This is a genomic window from Flavobacterium sp. TAB 87 (assembly GCF_001529295.1).
Taxonomy (GTDB): Bacteria; Bacteroidota; Bacteroidia; order Flavobacteriales; family Flavobacteriaceae; genus Flavobacterium.
The window spans coordinates 242,593-265,097 of the sequence record NZ_LLWK01000037.1 but is presented as its reverse complement, the minus strand read 5'-3'; the positions used below and the strand labels follow the sequence as shown (position 1 = coordinate 265,097).

12 protein-coding genes are annotated in these 22,505 nt (G+C 35.3%); 10 read left to right on the top strand and 2 right to left on the bottom strand.

The features are described 5' to 3' along the window. The first annotated feature begins 9 nt into the window (after window positions 1-9). The 6 genes from rplA to AP058_RS10355 all read left to right on the top strand — a co-directional run bounded on the left by rplA (window position 10) and on the right by AP058_RS10355 (window position 10,740). Window positions 10-699 carry a 50S ribosomal protein L1 gene (gene rplA, locus AP058_RS10380; RefSeq protein WP_066310169.1) on the top strand — a complete coding sequence of 230 codons (690 nt, stop codon included), beginning with the start codon at window positions 10-12 and terminating at the stop codon, window positions 697-699. Between the two features lie 22 nt (window positions 700-721). Continuing rightward, a complete protein-coding gene (gene rplJ, locus AP058_RS10375; protein ID WP_066310167.1) occupies window positions 722-1,231 on the top strand; it encodes a 50S ribosomal protein L10 in 510 nt (169 codons plus the stop codon). Between the two features lie 85 nt (window positions 1,232-1,316). Beyond that, complete coding sequence (rplL, locus tag AP058_RS10370) at window positions 1,317-1,688, top strand: 50S ribosomal protein L7/L12 (protein ID WP_066310164.1); 372 nt, start codon at window positions 1,317-1,319, stop codon at window positions 1,686-1,688. Between the two features lie 277 nt (window positions 1,689-1,965). Beyond that, window positions 1,966-5,778 carry a DNA-directed RNA polymerase subunit beta gene (gene rpoB / locus AP058_RS10365; protein WP_066310161.1) on the top strand — a complete coding sequence of 1,271 codons (3,813 nt, stop codon included), beginning with the start codon at window positions 1,966-1,968 and terminating at the stop codon, window positions 5,776-5,778. A gap of 317 nt (window positions 5,779-6,095) precedes the next feature. Then, complete coding sequence (rpoC, locus tag AP058_RS10360; RefSeq protein ID WP_066311122.1) at window positions 6,096-10,415, top strand: DNA-directed RNA polymerase subunit beta'; 4,320 nt, start codon at window positions 6,096-6,098, stop codon at window positions 10,413-10,415. 13 nt (window positions 10,416-10,428) lie between these two features. Next, window positions 10,429-10,740, top strand: coding sequence for a DUF3467 domain-containing protein (locus AP058_RS10355; RefSeq protein ID WP_066310159.1), 312 nt, complete (start codon window positions 10,429-10,431; stop codon window positions 10,738-10,740). A gap of 223 nt (window positions 10,741-10,963) precedes the next feature. On the opposite strand, the gene AP058_RS10350 is transcribed toward AP058_RS10355, so the two are convergent. Both AP058_RS10350 and AP058_RS10345 read right to left on the bottom strand, forming a co-directional pair. Further along, window positions 10,964-12,553: a peptide chain release factor 3 gene (locus AP058_RS10350; protein WP_066310156.1), complete on the bottom strand. Its 1,590-nt coding sequence runs from the start codon at window positions 12,551-12,553 to the stop codon at window positions 10,964-10,966. A gap of 132 nt (window positions 12,554-12,685) precedes the next feature. Continuing rightward, window positions 12,686-14,128 carry an alpha-amylase gene (locus AP058_RS10345; protein WP_157492691.1) on the bottom strand — a complete coding sequence of 481 codons (1,443 nt, stop codon included), beginning with the start codon at window positions 14,126-14,128 and terminating at the stop codon, window positions 12,686-12,688. A gap of 475 nt (window positions 14,129-14,603) precedes the next feature. On the opposite strand from AP058_RS10345, the gene AP058_RS10340 reads away from it, so the two are divergent. The 4 genes from AP058_RS10340 to AP058_RS10325 all read left to right on the top strand — a co-directional run bounded on the left by AP058_RS10340 (window position 14,604) and on the right by AP058_RS10325 (window position 22,502). Beyond that, window positions 14,604-16,034, top strand: coding sequence for a peptidylprolyl isomerase (locus tag AP058_RS10340; RefSeq protein WP_066310151.1), 1,431 nt, complete (start codon window positions 14,604-14,606; stop codon window positions 16,032-16,034). Window positions 16,035-16,111: 77 nt separating this feature from the next. Next, window positions 16,112-17,065: a MoxR family ATPase gene (locus AP058_RS10335; protein WP_066310149.1), complete on the top strand. Its 954-nt coding sequence runs from the start codon at window positions 16,112-16,114 to the stop codon at window positions 17,063-17,065. 277 nt (window positions 17,066-17,342) lie between these two features. Further along, the gene (locus tag AP058_RS10330; protein WP_066310147.1) at window positions 17,343-20,114 is read left to right on the top strand and encodes a bifunctional aconitate hydratase 2/2-methylisocitrate dehydratase; all 2,772 of its coding nucleotides are present in this window, start codon (window positions 17,343-17,345) and stop codon (window positions 20,112-20,114) included. Window positions 20,115-20,237: 123 nt separating this feature from the next. After that, window positions 20,238-22,502: an aconitate hydratase gene (locus tag AP058_RS10325; protein ID WP_066311118.1), complete on the top strand. Its 2,265-nt coding sequence runs from the start codon at window positions 20,238-20,240 to the stop codon at window positions 22,500-22,502. The last annotated feature ends 3 nt before the right edge of the window (window positions 22,503-22,505 follow it).

The following is a 22,505-nucleotide window of genomic DNA, read 5'->3' as shown; positions in this document are numbered from 1 at the left end:
AAAAAAGACATGGCAAAATTAACAAAAAAGCAAAAAGAGGCTGCTTCGAAAATTGAAAAGAACAAACTATATTCTCTTAAAGATGCTGCGGCATTATTAAAATTAGTTGCTTCTGCAAAATTTGATGAGTCTGTTGATATCGCAGTTCGTTTGGGTGTAGATCCAAGAAAAGCGAATCAAATGGTTAGAGGAGTGGTAACATTACCTCATGGAACTGGTAAAGACGTTAAAGTATTAGCATTGGTTACTCCAGACAAAGAAGCGGAAGCTAAAGAAGCTGGTGCAGACTATGTAGGTCTTGATGAGTACTTGCAAAAAATTAAAGACGGTTGGACAGATGTTGATGTAATTATCACTATGCCTTCTGTTATGGGTAAATTAGGTCCATTAGGTCGTATTTTAGGACCTAGAGGTTTAATGCCAAACCCTAAAACAGGTACTGTAACTATGGATGTTGCAAAAGCTGTTCAAGAGGTTAAGGCTGGTAAAATTGACTTTAAAGTTGATAAAACTGGTATCGTGCATGCAGGAATTGGGAAAGTTTCTTTTGGAGCTGAGCAAATTTATGATAACGCACACGAAATTATTCAAACATTAATCAAACTTAAACCAACTGCTGCTAAAGGTACCTACATTAAAGGTATTCACCTTACAAGCACTATGAGTCCAGCGATTGCGTTAGACCCAAAAGCAGTATAATTAGTAGTTAAAAATTTTTAGTATGACTAGAGAAGAAAAATCAATCGCGATTGAAGATTTAACTGCACAGTTAGCCGGGGCAAATATTGTTTATGTAGCAGATATTTCTGGACTTAATGCAGAGACTACTTCAAACTTGAGAAGAGCTTGTTTTAAAGCAGGTGTTCAATTAGAGGTGGTAAAAAACACATTGCTTGCAAAAGCGATGGAAGCATCTGATAATGATTATGGAGATTTACCTTCTGTATTGAAAGGGAACACTTCTATCTTAATTGCAGATATTGCTAATGCACCTGGTAAAATTATTAAGGATTTCCGTAAAAAATCGGATAAACCTATTTTAAAAGGAGCTTTTATTAATTCTGAAGTTTATATTGGAGATGATCAATTAGATGCATTAGCAACTATCAAATCTAAAGAAGAACTTCTTGGAGAGCTTATCGGATTGTTACAATCACCAGCTCAAAGAATTATTGCTGCTCTTCAAAATAAATTTGCAGGAGAAGAAGCATCTGAGGAAGTATCAGAATAATACAAACAACATAGTTGCTTGTATTTAAAAAGAACGCACATAAATAAATTATATTTTTACAAATCATTTTAAAACGATAGAAAAAATGGCAGATTTGAAACAATTCGCAGAACAATTGGTTAACCTAACAGTTAAAGAAGTTAACGAATTAGCAACAATATTAAAAGACGAGTACGGAATTGAGCCTGCTGCAGCTGTTGTAGTTGCTGGTGGTGGTGGTAGCGAAGCTGCTGCTGAAGAAGCTCAAACTGAATTTACAGTTGTATTAAAAGAAGCTGGTTCTTCTAAATTAGCAGTTGTTAAATTAGTAAAAGAACTTACAGGTTTAGGTCTTAAAGAAGCTAAAGACATAGTTGATAGTGCTCCAAGCAATATCAAAGAAGGTGTTTCTAAAGAAGAGGCTGATGGTCTTAAAAAATCTTTAGAAGAAGCTGGAGCTGTTGTTGAGCTTAAATAGTAAAACTCAGTTTTAAGAAGTAGGTTTAGGTCTTGAGTTTTATTGCTCAATGACCTAAACCATTTTTCGTATAACAAATGTTTGTCTTATTTCTTTATAAGATACCGTTTGAAATTAGATTCATTTTACCCATTACGAGGAAAAAAAATTAACAGATAATAAGAAAGTAGTTATCTTAAAATTGGTTTTTAAAGATGTAGTGGTTGTAAAAGAAGCGCATAAATACAATCGTATGTATGCAAAAAAATTACTTTTTTAATCAAAATTTTGTCCATTGATGTTAACAAATCAGACTGAAAGATTGAATTTTGCCTCAACGAAAAATATTCCTGCATATCCAGACTTTTTGGATGTACAGGTTAAATCGTTTAAAGATTTTTTCCAATTGGAAACTAAATCTGACGAAAGAGGCGACGAAGGGTTGTACAACACCTTCATGGAAAACTTTCCAATTACAGATACAAGAAACAACTTTGTATTGGAGTTCCTCGATTATTTTGTTGATCCTCCACGTTATACTATTCAAGAATGTATAGAAAGAGGTCTTACGTATAGTGTACCTTTAAAGGCTAGGTTAAAACTATATTGTACAGATCCAGAGCACGAAGATTTTGAAACTATTGTACAAGACGTTTATCTTGGTACAATTCCTTACATGACGCCAAGTGGTACTTTTGTTATCAACGGAGCAGAACGTGTTGTTGTTTCGCAACTACACAGATCACCAGGTGTATTCTTTGGACAATCGTTCCATGCAAATGGTACTAAATTATATTCTGCCAGAGTAATTCCTTTTAAGGGATCTTGGATAGAATTCTCTACAGATATTAATAGCGTAATGTACGCGTATATCGACAGAAAGAAAAAATTACCAGTTACTACTTTATTCCGTGCAATTGGGTTCGAGAGAGACAAGGATATCCTTGAGATTTTTGACTTAGCTGAGGAGATTAAAGTTTCAAAAACAGGTATTAAAAAATATATTGGTAGAAGATTAGCTGCTCGTGTGTTAAATACATGGCATGAAGACTTCGTAGATGAAGATACTGGCGAAGTTGTTTCTATCGAACGTAATGAAATCATCCTTGATCGTGATACTATTATCGATAAAGATAATGTTGAAGAGATAATTGATGCTAACGTTAAATCTATTTTGTTACATAAAGAGGGTAGTAATCAATCTGATTACGGAATTATCCATAATACGTTACAAAAAGACCCGACAAATTCAGAAAAAGAAGCTGTTGAGCATATTTACAGACAACTGCGTAACGCAGAACCGCCTGATGAGGAAACTGCTCGCGGTATTATTGATAAATTGTTCTTCTCAGATCAACGTTACAACTTAGGTGAAGTTGGTCGTTACAGAATGAACAAAAAACTTGGTCTAGATATCCCAATGGAAAAGCAAGTGCTTACCAAAGAAGATATTATTACTATTGTGAAGTATTTGATTGAATTGATCAACTCTAAAGCAGAGATTGATGATATTGATCACTTATCAAACCGTCGTGTTAGAACAGTTGGAGAACAATTGTCACAACAATTTGGTGTTGGTTTAGCTCGTATGGCTAGAACTATTCGCGAGAGAATGAACGTTAGAGATAACGAGGTGTTTACACCAATTGACTTGATTAATGCTAAAACATTATCATCAGTTATCAACTCGTTCTTTGGTACAAACCAGTTGTCTCAATTTATGGATCAAACGAATCCATTAGCTGAGATCACGCACAAAAGAAGATTGTCTGCACTAGGACCTGGAGGTCTTTCGAGAGAGAGAGCTGGTTTCGAAGTACGTGACGTTCACTATACACACTACGGACGTTTATGTCCTATTGAAACTCCAGAGGGACCAAACATTGGTTTGATTTCATCTCTTGGAGTATATGCTAAAGTAAATGGAATGGGATTCATTGAAACACCGTACCGTAAGGTAACTAATGGTGTTGTGGATTTGGTATCTACTCCTGTTTATTTAAGTGCAGAAGAAGAAGAAGGAATGTTGATTGCTCAGGCAAACATCGAAATGGAAGATTCTGGAAAAATTATTGCTGAAAATGTAATTGCCAGAGAAGAGGGAGATTTCCCTGTGGTTGAGCCATCACGAGTAGATTATACTGATGTTGCGCCAAACCAAATTGCTTCTATTTCAGCTTCTTTGATTCCTTTCTTAGAGCATGATGATGCGAATAGAGCCTTGATGGGATCTAACATGATGCGTCAGGCAGTACCTTTAATTCGTCCAGAAGCTCCAATTGTTGGAACTGGATTAGAACGTCAAGTTGCTTCTGACTCTAGAGTATTGATCAACGCTGAAGGAGAAGGTACGGTAGAATATGTTGATGCTAATATCATCACCATTAAATACGATCGTACGGACGAAGAAAGAATGGTTAGTTTTGAGAATGATGATAAAACGTATAATTTAATCAAATTCAGAAAAACGAATCAAGGTACAAGTATCAACTTGAAACCAATCGTTAGAAAAGGAGACAGAGTTACTTTAGGTCAAGTATTATCAGAAGGATATGCTACTCAGAACGGAGAATTGGCTTTAGGTCGTAACCTAAAAGTGGCGTTTATGCCATGGAAAGGATACAACTTTGAGGATGCAATTGTAATTTCAGAGAAAGTAGTTCGTGATGATATATTTACTTCTATTCACGTAGATGATTATTCGTTAGAGGTTAGAGATACGAAATTAGGTAACGAAGAGTTGACTAATGATATTCCTAACGTTTCTGAAGAAGCGACTAAAGATTTAGATGAAAATGGTATGATTAGAATTGGAGCCGAGGTTAAACCTGGTGACATTTTGATCGGAAAAATTACACCAAAAGGGGAATCAGATCCTACTCCTGAAGAGAAATTGCTTCGTGCAATCTTCGGTGATAAAGCAGGTGATGTAAAAGATGCGTCGTTAAAAGCATCTCCATCTTTACATGGTGTAGTTCTTGATAAAAAATTATTTGCAAGAGCCGTAAAAGATAAACGCAAACGTACCCAAGATAAAGATGCTTTAGGCGCTTTAGAAATGGAATTTGAAACCAAATTTGTTGAATTAAAAGACAGATTAGTAGAAAAATTATTCGTGATCGTCAACGGAAAAACGTCTCAAGGTGTAATGAATGATTTGGGTGAAGAAGTATTGCCAAAAGGTAAAAAATACACTCAAAAAATGCTTTATGCTGTTGAAGATTTTGCTCACTTAAGCAAAGGACAATGGGTTGCTGATGATGCTACAAATAAAATGGTCAATGAATTAATTCATAACTATAAAATTAAGCTGAACGACCTACAAGGTTCTTTACGTAGAGAGAAATTTACAATTACGGTTGGAGACGAACTACCAGCAGGTATTTTGAAATTAGCAAAAATTTATATTGCTAAGAAACGTAAATTGAAAGTTGGGGATAAAATGGCAGGACGTCACGGTAACAAAGGTATTGTTGCTCGCATTGTTCGTCATGAAGATATGCCTTTCTTAGAAGATGGAACACCAGTTGATATCGTATTGAATCCACTTGGAGTACCTTCTCGTATGAACATCGGACAAATTTATGAGACTGTTTTAGGATGGGCTGGACAAAAATTAGATAGAAAATTTGCTACTCCAATTTTTGATGGTGCTTCTCTAGATCAAATTAATGAGTTTACCGATGAAGCTGGAATTCCAAGATTCGGTCATACGTATTTGTATGATGGAGGAACTGGAGAACGTTTCCACCAAAGAGCAACCGTTGGAGTTATTTATATGTTGAAATTAGGACATATGGTTGACGACAAAATGCATGCTCGTTCTATCGGACCATATTCGTTGATTACACAACAACCACTTGGAGGTAAAGCTCAATTTGGAGGTCAGCGTTTTGGAGAGATGGAAGTTTGGGCACTTGAAGCTTATGGAGCATCAAGTACGCTAAGAGAAATTTTAACAGTTAAATCTGATGATGTTATTGGTAGAGCTAAAACTTACGAAGCTATCGTAAAAGGAGAAGCAATGCCAGAACCAGGACTGCCAGAATCATTTAATGTATTAATGCATGAATTGAAAGGTCTTGGTTTAGATATTCGTTTAGAAGAATAAATTTATAGTATTCAGTGTTCCGTTTTTTAGTTTTCAGTTGGTAACTGTTTACTAATTACTGAACACTGAACACTTTTTTTAATTAGTTTTCAGGATTTATACCCGTCAACCGTTCCGATTTTTTATAAATACGTTTATAATTAGCGCTTCACATTTAATTATGAAGTTTAGAGAAGTAATCCGAGGTAGAAGTAAAAGTCTTAGAGTCGCAAGTCATAATTGTTTAAAGTCTAAATAGGCTTTTGATGTTTAACTTTCGATGTTCAACTTTTTTTCACAATCAATTTTTAATTGCAAATAAATCAATAGTAAAAACTATGATGAATAATAGAAATAATAACAACAACAATAAAGATAAGAATCCTGTTAAAAGATTCAGTAAAATATCTATTGGATTATCTTCACCTGAGGCGATTTTAAAAGAGTCTAGAGGAGAAGTTTTAAAGCCAGAAACAATCAACTACAGAACGCACAAACCGGAACGCGATGGTCTTTTTTGCGAAAGAATCTTCGGACCTGTTAAGGATTTTGAGTGTGCTTGTGGTAAATATAAAAGAATTCGTTACAAAGGGATCATTTGCGACCGTTGTGGTGTTGAAGTTACAGAGAAAAAAGTACGTAGAGACAGAGTAGGACACATCAATTTGGTAGTGCCTATTGCTCATATCTGGTATTTCCGTTCTCTTCCAAATAAAATTGGATATATCCTTGGATTACCATCTAAGAAATTAGATATGATCATTTACTACGAAAGATACGTAGTAATTCAAGCAGGAATTGCTAAAAATGCAGAAGGTGAATCAGTAAAAAGATTAGATTTCCTTACGGAAGAAGAGTATTTAAATATTTTAGATACACTTCCGCAAGACAATCAATATTTAGATGATATGGATCCTAATAAATTTGTTGCCAAAATGGGAGCAGAATGTATTATGGATTTATTAGCACGTATTGACTTAGACGAATTGTCATATCAGTTGAGACATAATGCTAATAACGAAACATCTAAACAACGTAAAACAGAAGCGTTAAAACGTTTAAATGTTGTAGAATCTTTCCGTGAGTCTAACTTAAACCGTGAAAACCGTCCAGAATGGATGATTATGAAAGTGGTTCCAGTTATTCCACCAGAATTACGTCCGTTAGTTCCACTTGATGGAGGTCGTTTTGCAACTTCAGATTTAAATGATCTATACCGTCGTGTAATTATACGTAACAACCGTCTAAAAAGATTAATGGAGATTAAAGCTCCAGAAGTGATCTTGAGAAACGAAAAACGTATGTTGCAAGAATCAGTAGATTCCTTATTTGACAACACACGTAAAGCGTCTGCTGTTAAAACAGAATCAAACAGACCATTAAAATCATTATCAGATTCCCTTAAAGGTAAGCAAGGACGTTTCCGTCAAAACTTACTTGGAAAACGTGTGGATTATTCTGCTCGTTCTGTAATTGTTGTTGGACCAGAATTAAAATTATTTGAATGTGGTCTTCCTAAAGATATGGCTGCCGAACTTTACAAGCCTTTCGTTATTCGTAAATTAATCGAAAGAGGTATTGTTAAGACAGTTAAATCGGCTAAGAAAATCATAGATAAAAAAGAGCCTGTAGTTTGGGATATTCTTGAAAATGTAATTAAAGGACACCCAGTATTACTGAACCGTGCACCTACTTTGCACAGATTGGGTATTCAAGCTTTCCAACCAAAATTAATTGAAGGAAAAGCGATTCAATTACACCCATTAGTATGTACGGCGTTTAACGCGGATTTTGATGGAGATCAAATGGCAGTTCACTTGCCATTAGGACCAGAAGCTATTTTGGAGTCACAATTGTTAATGTTGGCTTCTCATAACATCTTGAACCCTGCAAATGGTGCTCCAATTACGGTACCATCTCAGGATATGGTCTTGGGTCTTTATTATATGACTAAAGAACGTTTGACTACACCAGAACACCCGATTTTAGGAGAGGGTTTGACTTTCTATTCTGCTGAAGAAGTAAATATTGCTTTGAACGAAGGAAAATTAGAATTGAATGCTCGCGTTAGAATTAGAGCTAAAGATTATAATGACGAAGGAGATTTAGTTTATAAAATTATTCAAACAACTGCAGGACGTGTATTATTTAATGAAGTAGTACCAGAAGCAGCTGGATATATCAATGATGTATTAACTAAGAAAAACTTAAGAGATATTATTGGGCACGTTTTAAGCGTTACTGATGTACCTACAACAGCTGGTTTCTTGGATAATATGAAAGATATGGGGTATAAATTCGCCTTCCGAGGTGGATTATCATTCTCATTAGGAGATATTAGAATTCCAGATCAAAAACCGAAGTTAATTGCAGATGCTAGAGAGCAAGTTGAAGGTATCTCTGCAAACTACAACATGGGGCTTATTACCAATAACGAACGTTACAACCAAGTTATTGATGTATGGACTTCTGCGAATGCACAGTTAACCGAGTTAGCAATGAAAAATATTAGAGAAGACCAACAAGGTTTCAACTCTGTATACATGATGCTTGACTCTGGTGCAAGGGGATCTAAAGAACAAATTCGTCAGTTAACTGGTATGCGTGGTTTGATGGCTAAGCCTAAAAAATCGACTGCTGGTGGTGGTGAAATTATTGAAAACCCGATTCTTTCTAACTTTAAGGAAGGTCTTTCAATTTTAGAGTACTTTATTTCTACTCACGGTGCTCGTAAAGGTCTTGCAGATACGGCGCTTAAAACTGCCGATGCGGGTTACTTAACGAGAAGGTTACATGACGTTTCTCAAGATGTTATTGTAAACATCGAAGATTGTGGTACATTACGTGGTGTTGAAGTTTCTGCATTGAAGAAAAATGAGGAAATTGTTGAAAGCTTAGGTGAGCGTATCTTAGGACGTGTTGCTTTGCAAGATGTTATTAATCCGCTTACAAATGAGGTTATTGTAACGTCTGGTACGCAAATTACTGAAGCACTTGTAAAAGCGATTGATGCGTCTCCAATCGAAAGATTAGAAGTTCGTTCTCCGTTAACATGTGAAGCTCTAAAAGGTATTTGTGCGAAATGTTACGGTAGAAACTTAGCTACTGGAAAAATGACACAAAGAGGTGAAGCAGTTGGTGTAATTGCAGCACAATCAATTGGAGAGCCAGGTACACAATTAACACTTCGTACGTTCCACGTTGGAGGGGTTGCTGGAGGTATTTCTGAAGAGTCTAGCATTGTTACTAAATTTAAAGGTCGTTTAGAAATCGAAGATTTAAAAACGGTTAAAGGTGAAAATAATGAAGGTGTTGAAGTTGATATTGTTGTTTCTCGTTCTACTGAATTAAAATTAGTTGATGAGAAAACAGGTATTCTTTTAAATACACATAATATTCCTTACGGTTCAAGTATTTTTGTAAAAGACGGTCAGTCAGTTGCAAAAGGAGATGTGATCTGTAAATGGGATCCATATAATGGAGTTATTGTTTCTGAGTTTACTGGTAAGATTGCTTACGAAGAGTTAGAGCAAGGTCAATCGTTCATGGTTGAAATTGATGAGCAAACTGGTTTCCAAGAAAAAGTAATTTCTGAGTCAAGAGCGAAGAAATTAATTCCAACTTTATTGGTTTACGGTAAAGACGGAGAGTTAATTCGTTCTTACAACTTACCGGTTGGAGCTCACTTAATGGTTGATGATGGAGAGAAAATTAAAGCAGGTAAAGTATTGGTTAAAATTCCACGTCGTTCTTCTAAATCAGGAGATATTACAGGAGGTTTACCAAGAATTACAGAATTGCTTGAAGCTCGTAACCCATCTAATCCGGCTGTGGTTTCTGAAATTGACGGTGTTGTTTCATTCGGTAAAATCAAACGTGGTAACAGAGAGATTGTTATTGAGTCTAAATTTGGAGAGATTAAAAAGTATCTAGTTAAACTTTCTAGTCAAATTTTAGTTCAAGAAAATGACTTTGTTAGAGCGGGAGTTCCTTTATCTGATGGAGCTATTACTCCAGAAGACATTTTAAGAATTCAAGGTCCAGCTGCTGTTCAACAGTACTTGGTTAATGAAATTCAAGAAGTGTACCGTTTGCAAGGGGTAAAAATTAACGACAAGCACTTTGAGGTAGTTATTCGTCAAATGATGCGTAAAGTAAGAGTTCAGGATCCAGGTGATACTTTGTTCTTAGAAGATCAATTGATACATACAAAAGATTTCATCGTTAGAAATGATGCATTGTATGGTATGAAAGTAGTAGAAGATGCTGGAGATTCTTCAGTGTTGAAACCAGGTCAAATTGTATCTCCTCGTGAATTGCGTGATGAAAACTCACTTTTGAAACGTACAGATAAAAACCTAGTGGTTGCAAGAGAGGTAGTTACCGCAACTGCAACACCAGTTTTACAAGGTATTACAAGAGCGTCTCTTCAAACTAAATCATTTATTTCTGCTGCTTCTTTCCAAGAAACAACAAAAGTATTAAATGAAGCTGCTGTTGCAGGTAAGATTGATTACTTAGAAGGATTGAAAGAAAATGTTATCGTTGGACACAGAATTCCTGCAGGAACAGGTATGAGAGAATACGATAATATTATTGTAGGATCGAAAGATGATTACAACGAAATGATGGCTAATAAAGAAGAATATATTTACTAATTAGGAAATAACTATGAGTAATTCGAAACAACAACAAGAGCAAATTAATATTGAGTTAGATGAAACTATTGCTGAAGGAATTTATTCCAATTTGGCGATTATCAATCACTCGTCTTCTGAATTTGTTTTAGATTTTGTAAGTATTATGCCAGGTATTCCTAAAGCCAAGGTAAAGTCAAGAATTGTCTTGACACCACAACATGCTAAACGATTGTTGACTGCGATAGGTGAAAATATTCACCGATTTGAACTTGCCCATGGCGAGATTAAAGAAGCTGAACAAGCACAGATTCCGTTGAATTTCGGTCCTCCAGGACAAGCATAAAAATTAAAAGCTCCAGAAATGGAGCTTTTTTTATATCTTAAAATGTAGTTTATCTGAAGTTTAATGCCATTGGTCGACTATTGTTTTTTAAGATTTGCATTCGTCGTACTTTAACAGCTGTTAGTTTTAACTTCTGTTTAATTGATTTTTAAATTTGGTTAATTTATAATTCAAAAAAAAGCGCTACAATAATTGTAGCGCTTTTTTATTTTTATTCCTTTTTTTATTCGAATTCCGAAGTAAAATATAGTTTTACCGTGGGATATTTGCTTTGAGTCATTTGAATGGTAAAATCAGAATCGGCTAAGAAAACCAATTGCCCGTATTTATCATGTGCTAAGAATTTCTGTTTAATACGTCTAAATTCTTTAAATTGATCATTTTTTGCGTCATCAGGTTTTACCCAACAAGCCTTATGAACGGGAAAGTTTTCATAGGTACATTTCGCTCCATATTCATGCTCTAAACGATATTGAATTACCTCATATTGGAGTGCTCCGACGGTTCCAATAATTTTTCTGTTGTTCATTTCTAGTGTAAACAATTGTGCAACACCTTCATCCATTAATTGGTCGATACCTTTGTCCAATTGCTTGGCTTTCATAGGGTCGGCATTATTGATGTATCTAAAATGTTCAGGAGAGAAACTCGGAATTCCTTTAAAGCTCATCACTTCGCCTTCGGTTAATGTATCGCCAATCTTGAAGTTTCCGGTATCGTGCAGACCAACAATATCACCTGGATAGGAAATATCTACAATTTCTTTTTTCTCAGCAAAAAATGCATTAGGACTAGAGAACTTCAAATTCTTTTTTTGGCGTACATGTAAATACGGCTTGTTTCTTTCAAAAGTGCCCGATACAATTTTTATAAATGCCAAACGGTCGCGGTGTTTAGGATCCATGTTGGCATGGATTTTAAAAACAAATCCAGTCATTTTTTCTTCCTTGGGATCAACCAATCTCGATTCCGATTCTTTTGGTCTTGGCGATGGTGCGATAGTAACAAAACAATCTAATAATTCACGAACACCAAAATTGTTTAAGGCAGAACCAAAGAAAACAGGCTGTAAATGACCATCCAAGTATTCTTGACGATCAAATTTGGGATAAACTTCATCAATTAATTCCAACTCTTCACGCAACCTATCGGCTGGTTTTTGACCAATTATTTTCTCTAATTCGGGATTTTGGACATCCGAAAAAGCAATGGTATCTTCAATGTCTTTGCGGCTGTCTCCAGTATATAGATTTATATTTTTTTCCCAGATGTTATAAATACCTTTAAAATCGTAACCCATTCCAATTGGAAAACTCAATGGTGTGACGCGCAAACCTAGTTTTTGCTCCACTTCGTCCATTAAGTCAAAAGCATCTTTTCCTTCACGGTCTAGTTTGTTGATGAAAACGATAATTGGAATTTTGCGCATTCTACAAACCGAAACTAATTTTTCTGTTTGTTCTTCGACTCCTTTTGCAACGTCGATCACAACAATTACACTGTCAACCGCAGTTAAAGTTCTAAAAGTATCTTCTGCAAAATCCTTATGACCAGGGGTGTCCAGAATGTTTATTTTTTTGTTTTTATAGTTGAAGGCCAATACAGAGGTCGAAACAGAAATCCCCCTTTGACGTTCAATTTCCATAAAGTCACTGGTTGCTCCCTTTTTTATTTTATTGTTCTTTACGGCTCCTGCCTCTTGAATGGCACCACCAAAAAGCAACAATTTTTCTGTTAATGTTGTCTTACCTGCATCGGGATGCGCGATGACTCCAAATGTTCTCCTGCGCTGTATTTCTTCTAAAAAACTCATACTTTATCAATAATGTGCAAAAGTACTATTATTTAACACCGAATAAAAATATTCGTTTCTATAAATCATACTCTTTTTTTGAAAAAAGAAGAGTTGTAATTCTCTAGTATCTGCCACAACAGATCCGGGAATTTACTGATTAATGGACCAAATAGAGTAGCCATTAGGTGGACATTGAATTTTTACCCATTTATCTGCTTGAGTAGTTGGATACCAGGATGAATTACCAGTAAAATCTTTTAGTTGTTTATTAGACCAATTAGTCTCTATCCACCTTTCTTGCCATGAATTCGAGTTATTGATATAAACTATAAGGCCAGGATTTCCATTGTAACCATTTCTTCTCGCTACATATTCATCATTGTCACAAAACAAAATGGAGGTGTTTCCTGTAGCTTTATTGTTATGGATCCAAATCAGATTATTTAATTTGTTTTTATCTAATGAGTGCTCATAATCACTATAAAAAATTGTTGGATAACCTTCGTGAGTTAGTATATAGGAATAAGCTAGCATTTTATTGCTTATTTCGTCAGTGTCGTGATTAGCGACAAAAGTGACAGATTTGTACGGATTTCTTTTCCACATCATATCGTCATTTAATGCATTTAAATTATTTCCATCAAATGCATCGTTCATTTTATAGTAGCAAGCAAAATCAAAAACACTGCTATTGGCATTATTTGCCCACCACTCCAGAGTATTAACATTAGAATCCCAATATTCTCCTACTGAAAAACCGCCGACGTTAGCGTTCCACGAATTTACAACCCATGGTGCAAAACCTTTTACGTAGTCAAATCTCCAACCGTCAAATTTCATAATGTTTTTATAGTATTTACCTACGCCGTCTGTTCTATTCCACAGCCAATCTTGTACATATGGATTGGCGTGACACAAATCTGGAAACCCACCAAAAGATCCTTCGTCGTTATTTCCGTAGCTATTTTTATAAAAGTCGTTGTACGTTCGTTTAAATTTGCCTGATGCCACTGCAGTAAAATCGGTCCAAGTACTTGTCCCTGTAAAGGGGTTAGTTTCTGATTGACCACCACTGTTGTGATTGAGTACTATATCTGCATATACTTTTAAGTTTTCTGAATGTGCTTTGGTAATTAAACTAATTAGTTCCGATTTAGATCCAAAACGTGTTTCTGTAGTTCCATTTTGATTGTAATTACCAAAATCAAAATAATCTGTTGGATCATAGCCCATGGAATATGGTCCGTTCTGCGCTTTAGATACTGGAGGTAACCAAATAGCTCCAATACCAGCGTTTGCCCAAGAAGATAATTTACTATTAATTGTATTCCACCAGTTACCACCAGCAGGCACATCCCAGTAAAAGGCTTGCATCATCACTCCACCACCTGGATTCGTAACATACTTACGTGTTAAATTAATTTGAGAATCTCCGGTACTGAAAGATTTTCCATCATGAGTTGTTACATGAACAGTTTTAAAAGATGCATCATCGTTTTTTGACTGGTATTCGAGATTGTTTTCATTTGAAGTGCACGAGAAGAAAAGCGCACCAAAAGCCGATAATAAGATTGCTTTTTTGATTTTTTTCATAATAAATTTTATTTGTTAGGCATCTGATTCCTTTGTCATTAATTCTTATTAAATGTGTTTATTTTACGGTATTGCTAATTATGTATGACTTTAATTGTCTTATTGTCGAAAGTAATACATTTTCATATTCAAGCTTTATTTTTAAAATAATTGTAGGTACTCAAACGTTGTAGTATTGATAACTTTTTGATTATGTGAGTTTTAATTTATTCCTTGTTCTTGTTTTTTATGGAATGAAAACTAATTCTGTTTTTTGTTGAAAGGATTTCAGTTTAAATAACATTTTTAATTCACAGATAAAACAATATTATTGCTGTATAATTTTTTGTTAATAGTATAACGTATAGTTGCATTATGTAATTGAATTGTTATTTTTGTTGCGCATAAATTAGTTTTTGACTACGTTAGAGGTGATTTACGTGATTGAAAACGATGCGACTACGAGTTTTACATTTAAATTAAATTAATATAAATAATGTTTTTAAAAAAATCAGTGAATGCCACAATGAATTATAGAGCTGTAATTGCATTGTGTTCTCTTCTTTTGTTTGGTTCGTTAGCTCAAGCACAAGAGATTCTAAAAGAAGATGTTGCTGAAAAACCAACAGAGACTTTATCTAATCAAAAACGTAAAATAGATGGAATAATCGCTACAGTTGGAGATTATATCGTTTTAGATTCGGATATCGATAAGGCTTTTTTAGAAATTACGGTACAAGGAGGGTCTGTAAAAGACATTACGCGTTGCCAGATGTTGGGTAAGCTTTTAGAAGATAAATTATATGCTCACCAAGCTATTCAAGACAGTATAATCGTTACTGACGCAGAAGTTAAAGGCTTAATGGATCAGCGTTTGGATTATATGTTGCAGCAAGTAGGTACGATGGATAAGATCGTAGAATATTATAAAAAAGGTTCAGTAGAAGAATTTAGATCGTACTTTTTTGATATTTTGAAAGAGCAAAAATTATCTTCAGAAATGAGAGATAAGATTGTGAAAGATGTTGAAATTACGCCTGAAGAAGTTAGAAATTTCTTTAAGAAAATTCCAAAAGAAGAATTACCTCAATTTGGTGCCGAAATGGAAGTGGCACAAATCGTAATAAAGCCTAAAGTTTCTCAAGCCGAAAAGCAGAAGATAATTGACAAACTTAATGAGTATAAGAAAGAGGTAGAGGATGGCGCAAGTTTTGCGACAAAAGCGGTATTGTATTCTCAAGATAAGGGTTCAAGTTCAAACGGAGGATATTACAAAATGAATCGGAAAACTGCCTTTGTAAAAGAATTTAAGGAGGTCGCTTTTAGTTTGCAAGAAGGTGAAATATCAGCTCCTTTTGAAACAGATTTTGGATACCATATTATAAAGGTCGAAAAAATAAAAGGACAAGAAGTTGAGTTACGCCACATATTAATATCTCCAAGTGTTTCTGAAGAAGCTCTAACGGAAGCAAAAGATAGAATAGCAGTGATTCGCAATAAAATTGTGAGTAAAGAAATTTCTTTTGCAGATGCTGCGCGAACAGAATCGGATGAAAAAGAAACGAGAGCAAATGGCGGAACCTTGATTAATCCGAATACCCAAGACACTCGTTTTGAGTTGACAAAAATGGATCCAGCGCTTTACGGTCAAGTTTCTAATTTAAAAGATGATGAAGTTTCGCAGCCACTTTTAGACGTTAGTGAACGTGAAGAAAAAAGTTATAAGTTGATAACAGTGACTAATAGAATTAACGAGCATACTGCAGATTATTCACAAGATTACATTAAAATTAAAGACTTAGCTCTTAAAGAAAAACAGATCGATGCTATTGGTAAATGGTTTGACGAAAAAATTAAAGAGACTTACATTAAGATTATTGGTGAGTATAGAGATTGTGAATATGTAAACAATTGGTTAAAAAAATAATGTGTTATAAATACAGAAAAAGAGTTAGTTTTATGAGTTCATAAGACTAACTCTTTTTAATTTAAATCCTTTTAATAATGTCTGACGTAGCAGCGATTAATAACTTAGTACAGAAAAGAAATCAACTTAAAGCAGAGATTGCAAAAGTTATTGTTGGGCAAGACGATGTAGTTGATCAAATTTTGGTTTGTATTTTTTCAGGTGGGCATGCCTTGTTAATTGGTGTTCCTGGTTTGGCAAAAACACTATTGATTAACACGCTGTCGCAAGCTTTGGGGCTGAATTTTAAAAGAATTCAGTTTACGCCAGATTTAATGCCTTCTGATATATTAGGAAGTGAAATCTTGGACGAGAACAGACATTTTAAATTTATAAAAGGTCCTGTTTTTTCAAATATTATTTTAGCAGATGAAATTAACAGAACGCCACCTAAAACTCAGGCTGCACTTTTAGAAGCCATGCAGGAACGTTCGGTAACTATTTCTGGACATAATTATAAACTAGACTTGCCTTATTTTGTTTTGGCTACTCAAAATCCAATTGAGCAAGAAGGAACTTATCCTTTGCCAGAAGCACAATTAGACCGTTTTATGTTTGCGGTAAAGTTAGAATACCCAAGTTTTGAAGAGGAAGTAGAGGTTGTTAAACGCACGACTTCAGGTCAAAGTCAAGTCATTAACCCGTTGTTTACTGCTGAAGAAATAATCGATTTTCAACAATTAATTAGAAGAATTCCTGTTGCAGACAATGTAATCGAATATGCTGTTCAATTGGTTTCTAAAACAAGACCAGACAATATGTTGGCAAATGAATATGTGAAAAATTATTTAGATTGGGGAGCTGGTCCAAGAGCGTCTCAAAATTTAATATTAGCTGCAAAAACATTTGCTGCTTTCAAAGGAAAATTTTCGCCAGATATCGAAGATGTTCAGGCTGTTGCGGTTGGTATATTGCGACACCGAATTATAAAGAACTATAAAGCGGATGCTGAAGGGATTTCGGAAGAAATGATCATTCAAAAACTATTGTAAAATAAGCGTAGAGTCAATTAATAGCGGTTCTTTGTCGATATTTAGACAAAGAACTTTTGTAATTTTTATCAGTACTATCGACTTTGATAATGATGAGAATAAAATTTGCTAATACTTCATTATTTTAACTTAAAAATGATGTTTTGCTATTATTATTCGGTGATAATTCGTTTTTAATAATAATAATTTTTCAAAAGGTGTCTTCTGTTATATTTTTTTTAAATGTCATCTTTAATTTTTAAATTTGCGTACAAAAAATAACAGACTCCTACATATTATGAATACTTATAACGATTACATTAAAGAGATCGAAGATAGAAAAGGCCAGGGACTTCATCCAAAGCCTATTGATGGCGCTGAATTACTAAGCGAAATTATTGCACAAATTAAAGATTCAGATAACTTAAATCGCGAGGATTGCCTTAAGTTTTTCACCTACAATACTGTTCCAGGAACTACGCCGGCAGCTGCTGTGAAAGCAAAATTTTTGAAGGAAATTATCGTAGGAGAATCTACATTAAAAGAAATAACCCCTGCTTTTGCTCTAGAGCTATTAGCACACATGAAAGGTGGACCTTCGATTGAAGTACTTCTCGATTTAGCCTTAGGTAATGACGTTGCTATTGCAAAAGAAGCTGCTGCAGTTCTTAAAACACAATTTTTTCTGTACGATGCTGATACGAATCGTTTAGAAGAATCATTTAAAAAGGGTAACGAAATAGCAAAAGACATCTTAGAAAGCTATGCTAAGGCAGAATTTTTCACGAAACTTCCAGAAGTAGTAGAAGAAATTAAAGTGGTTACATATATCGCTGGCGAAGGAGATATCTCGACAGATTTACTTTCTCCAGGAAACCAAGCGCACTCGAGATCAGACCGTGAGCTTCATGGTAAATGTTTAATTTCTCCAGAAGCACAAGAGGAAATTAGAACGTTACAAATGCAACATCCTGATAAAAGTGTGATGTTAATTGCAGAAAAAGGGACTATGGGTGTTGGTTCATCTAGAATGTCAGGTGTAAACAATGTCGCTCTTTGGACAGGAAAACAAGCAAGTCCGTATGTTCCGTTTATTAATATCGCTCCAATTGTAGCGGGTACAAACGGTATTTCGCCAATCTTCTTGACAACAGTTGATGTTACAGGTGGTATTGGTTTAGATCTTCAGAACTGGGTAAAAGTTGTTGACGAAAATGGAAATGCAGTTCGTAACGAAAATGGTGATGTTGTTTTAGAAGAGGCATACTCTGTTGCTACTGGAACAGTATTAACTATCAATACAAAAAGTAAGAAATTATATAATGGTGACAAGGAGCTAAAAGATATTTCTAAGGCATTTACCCCTCAGAAAATGGAGTTTATTAAAGCTGGTGGTTCTTACGCTATTGTATTTGGTAAAAAATTACAAACTTTTGCTTCTAAAGTTTTAGGTATCGATATACTTCCTGTTTTTGCTCCTTCTAAGGAGGTTTCTGTCGAAGGGCAAGGACTTACAGCAGTAGAAAAAATATTTAATAAAAACGCAGTAGGAACAACTCCAGGTAAAGTTTTACATGCAGGTTCTGATGTGCGTGTAGAGGTTAATATTGTAGGATCACAAGATACTACTGGTTTGATGACATCTCAGGAATTAGAGTCTATGGCGGCAACTGTGATTTCGCCAATTGTTGATGGTGCATATCAATCAGGTTGTCATACTGCATCAGTTTGGGATAATAAGTCTAAGGCTAATATTCCGAGATTGATGAAATTTATGAATGATTTTGGTTTAATTACAGCGAGAGATCCAAAGGATCAATACCGTCCGATGACCGATGTAATTCATAAAGTTCTTAATGATATTACTATTGATGAGTGGGCTATTATTATTGGTGGTGACTCTCATACAAGAATGTCAAAAGGAGTAGCTTTTGGTGCAGATTCAGGAACTGTTGCTCTTGCACTTGCAACTGGTGAGGCTTCTATGCCAATTCCGGAGTCAGTAAAAGTGACTTTTAAAGGAGAAATGAAAACATACATGGATTTCCGTGATGTCGTTCATGCTACACAATCTCAGATGTTGAAGCAATTTGGTGGAGAAAATGTTTTTCAAGGAAGAATCATTGAGGTTCACTTAGGAACTCTTACTGCTGATCAAGCTTTTACGTTTACAGATTGGACTGCAGAGATGAAAGCGAAAGCTTCTATTTGTATTTCTGAAGATGATACTTTAATCGAATCTTTAGAGATTGCTAAAGGTAGAATCCAAATTATGATTGATAAAGGAATGGACAATGCAAAACATGTCCTTCAAGGTTTAATCAATAAAGCTAGTAAGAGAATTGAAGAGATTAAAACAGGTATTAAACCTGCTTTGACGCCAGATGCAAATGCGAAATATTACGCAGAAGTTGTTATAGATCTTGATGTGGTTGAAGAGCCAATGATTGCAGATCCAGATGTTAATAATGCGGACGTTTCTAAACGATATACGCACGATACGATTAGACCACTTTCTTTTTACGGAGGAGTTAAAAAAGTAGATCTTGGTTTTGTGGGATCGTGTATGGTTCACAAAGGAGATTTAAAAATCCTTTCTCAAATGCTTAAGAATATTGATGAGCAATTTGGTAAAGTAGAATTTAAAGCACCTCTTGTTGTAGCGCCACCAACATACAACATCGTTGATGAGCTTAAAGCAGAAGGTGATTGGGAAGTTTTACAAAAATACTCTGGTTTTGAATTTGATGACAATGCTCCAAAAGGAGTGGCACGTACAGGGTACCAAAACATTCTATATTTAGAACGTCCAGGTTGTAATTTGTGTATGGGTAATCAAGAAAAAGCAGCGAAAGGAGATACCGTAATGGCTACTTCGACACGTCTTTTTCAAGGTAGAGTTGTTGAGGATTCTGAGGGTAAAAAAGGAGAGTCATTACTTTCTTCTACGCCAGTTGTTGTATTGTCAACAATATTAGGTAGAACGCCAACAATGGAAGAGTACAAAGCAGCGGTGAAAGGAATCAATCTTACTCAATTTGCTCCATCTCATAAATTATTAGTGCAATAATAGTACGATTTTTTTCTAAAATAGAAGAAAGCCTGAGCAATAAACTCAGGCTTTTTTTATTATAAATACTCTATTTTTTTGTATCTTGTGATGTATAAAATAACAAAACAAAACAATTATACTATGGCTTTTGATATTGAAATGATTAAAAAAGTGTATGAGAACATGCCAAGCCGTGTTGATAAAGCACGCGAAATTGTCGGACGTCCACTTACCTTAACTGAAAAAACGCTGTACAACCACCTTTGGGACGGAATGCCAACGCAAGCCTTCGGAAGAGGAGTTGAATATGTTGACTTTGCGCCAGATCGTGTCGCTTGTCAAGATGCGACCGCACAAATGGCATTGTTGCAATTTATGCACGCTGGAAAACCTAAAGTTGCAGTTCCTACAACAGTACACTGTGACCACTTGATTCAAGCGAAAGTTGGTGCTGAAGCCGACTTAAAACGTGCGAAATCGCAAAGTAATGAAGTTTTCGATTTCTTATCTTCTGTATCAAATAAATATGGTATCGGTTTCTGGAAACCAGGAGCTGGAATTATTCATCAAGTTGTTTTAGAAAATTATGCTTTTCCAGGCGGTATGATGATTGGTACCGATTCTCACACTGTAAATGCAGGTGGTTTAGGTATGATTGCCATTGGTGTTGGTGGGGCTGATGCAGTTGATGTGATGTCTGGAATGGCATGGGAACTAAAATTCCCAAAATTGATTGGAGTGAAATTAACTGGTAAATTATCAGGTTGGACGGCTCCTAAAGATGTGATCTTAAAAGTTGCTGGAATTCTTACTGTAAAAGGTGGAACGGGAGCAATTGTTGAATATTTTGGTGAAGGTGCAACAGCTATGTCATGCACAGGAAAAGGAACAATTTGTAATATGGGTGCCGAAATTGGAGCTACAACTTCTACTTTTGGTTACGACGATTCTATGGGACGTTATTTACGTGCTACTAATAGAGCAGATGTTGCAGATGCTGCTGATAAAATAGCGCCTTATTTAACTGGAGATCCTGAAGTGTATGCAGAACCAGAAAAATATTTTGATCAAGTAATTGAAATTAATCTTTCTGAATTAGAGCCTCATTTAAACGGTCCATTTACACCCGATTTAGCTACGCCAATTTCTAAAATGAAAGAAGCAGCAATTAAAAATAATTGGCCTTTGCAAATTCAAGTAGGATTAATTGGTTCTTGTACGAACTCTTCATACGAAGATATTTCTCGTGCAGCATCATTGGCTAAACAAGTTGCAGATAAAAAATTAAAAACAAAAGCAAAATTTGCCATTAATCCAGGTTCAGAAACGATTCGATATACAATTGAACGTGATGGATTTATTGATACTTTCGAAAAAATTGGAGCTACTGTATTTGCTAACGCGTGCGGACCATGTATTGGAATGTGGGATAGAGAAGGAGCTGAAAAAGAAGAACGCAATACGATTGTGCACTCTTTTAACCGTAACTTCTCAAAAAGAGCAGATGGTAATCCAAATACACTCGCTTTTGTTGGTTCACCAGAATTGGTAACTGCTTTAGCGATTGCTGGAGATTTAGGGTTTAATCCTTTAACAGATACTTTAATTAACGAAGATGGAGAAGAAGTACGTTTGGAAGAGCCAACGGGAGATGAATTACCTCCCAATGGTTTTGATGTCGAAGATCCAGGTTTTCAAGCTCCTGCACACGATGGTTCTAATGTAGTAGTTTCTGTAAATCCTGAATCAGAACGTTTGCAGTTATTGGCTCCATTTAAACCATGGGATGGTCAAAATATTGTAGGTGCTAAATTATTAATCAAAGCATTTGGAAAATGTACTACTGACCATATTTCTATGGCTGGGCCTTGGTTGCGTTTCCGAGGACACTTAGATAATATTTCAAATAATATGTTGATTGGTGCTATTAATGCATTCAACCAAAAAACAAATAGCGTTAAAAACCAATTAACAGGTGTTTATGATGCCGTTCCTGCTGTAGCTCGTGCTTACAAAGCAGCTGGAGTTCCCTCTATTGTAGTTGGAGATCATAATTATGGTGAAGGTTCTTCTCGTGAGCATGCGGCTATGGAGCCCCGTTTCTTAGGGGTAGAAGCGGTCTTGGTAAAATCTTTCGCTCGTATTCACGAAACCAATCTTAAAAAACAAGGTTTGTTAGGATTGACTTTTGCTAACGAAGCTGATTACGATAAAATTCAAGAGAATGATACCATCAACTTCCTTGACTTAGTTGATTTTGCACCCGGAAAACCATTATCAATTGAATTCGTGCACGAAAATGGTTCTAAAGATGTAATTGTTGCTAATCATACGTATAATGAAGGGCAAATTGGTTGGTTTATTGCAGGTTCTGCATTAAACTTGATTGCCGCTGATAATGCATAAATA

What these genes read in the sequence shown, in the direction of transcription:
- AP058_RS10340 (WP_066310151.1), top strand. Translation starts at nt 14,604, where the DNA reads ATGTTTTTAAAAAAATCAGTGAATGCCACAATGAATTATAGAGCTGTA.
- AP058_RS10330 (WP_066310147.1), top strand. Translation starts at nt 17,343, where the DNA reads ATGAATACTTATAACGATTACATTAAAGAGATCGAAGATAGAAAAGGC.
- AP058_RS10335 (WP_066310149.1), top strand. Translation starts at nt 16,112, where the DNA reads ATGTCTGACGTAGCAGCGATTAATAACTTAGTACAGAAAAGAAATCAA.
- AP058_RS10345 (WP_157492691.1), bottom strand. Translation starts at nt 14,128, where the DNA reads ATGAAAAAAATCAAAAAAGCAATCTTATTATCGGCTTTTGGTGCGCTT.
- AP058_RS10355 (WP_066310159.1), top strand. Translation starts at nt 10,429, where the DNA reads ATGAGTAATTCGAAACAACAACAAGAGCAAATTAATATTGAGTTAGAT.
- rpoC (WP_066311122.1), top strand. Translation starts at nt 6,096, where the DNA reads ATGATGAATAATAGAAATAATAACAACAACAATAAAGATAAGAATCCT.
- rplA (WP_066310169.1), top strand. Translation starts at nt 10, where the DNA reads ATGGCAAAATTAACAAAAAAGCAAAAAGAGGCTGCTTCGAAAATTGAA.
- rplL (WP_066310164.1), top strand. Translation starts at nt 1,317, where the DNA reads ATGGCAGATTTGAAACAATTCGCAGAACAATTGGTTAACCTAACAGTT.
- rplJ (WP_066310167.1), top strand. Translation starts at nt 722, where the DNA reads ATGACTAGAGAAGAAAAATCAATCGCGATTGAAGATTTAACTGCACAG.
- AP058_RS10325 (WP_066311118.1), top strand. Translation starts at nt 20,238, where the DNA reads ATGGCTTTTGATATTGAAATGATTAAAAAAGTGTATGAGAACATGCCA.
- AP058_RS10350 (WP_066310156.1), bottom strand. Translation starts at nt 12,553, where the DNA reads ATGAGTTTTTTAGAAGAAATACAGCGCAGGAGAACATTTGGAGTCATC.
- rpoB (WP_066310161.1), top strand. Translation starts at nt 1,966, where the DNA reads ATGTTAACAAATCAGACTGAAAGATTGAATTTTGCCTCAACGAAAAAT.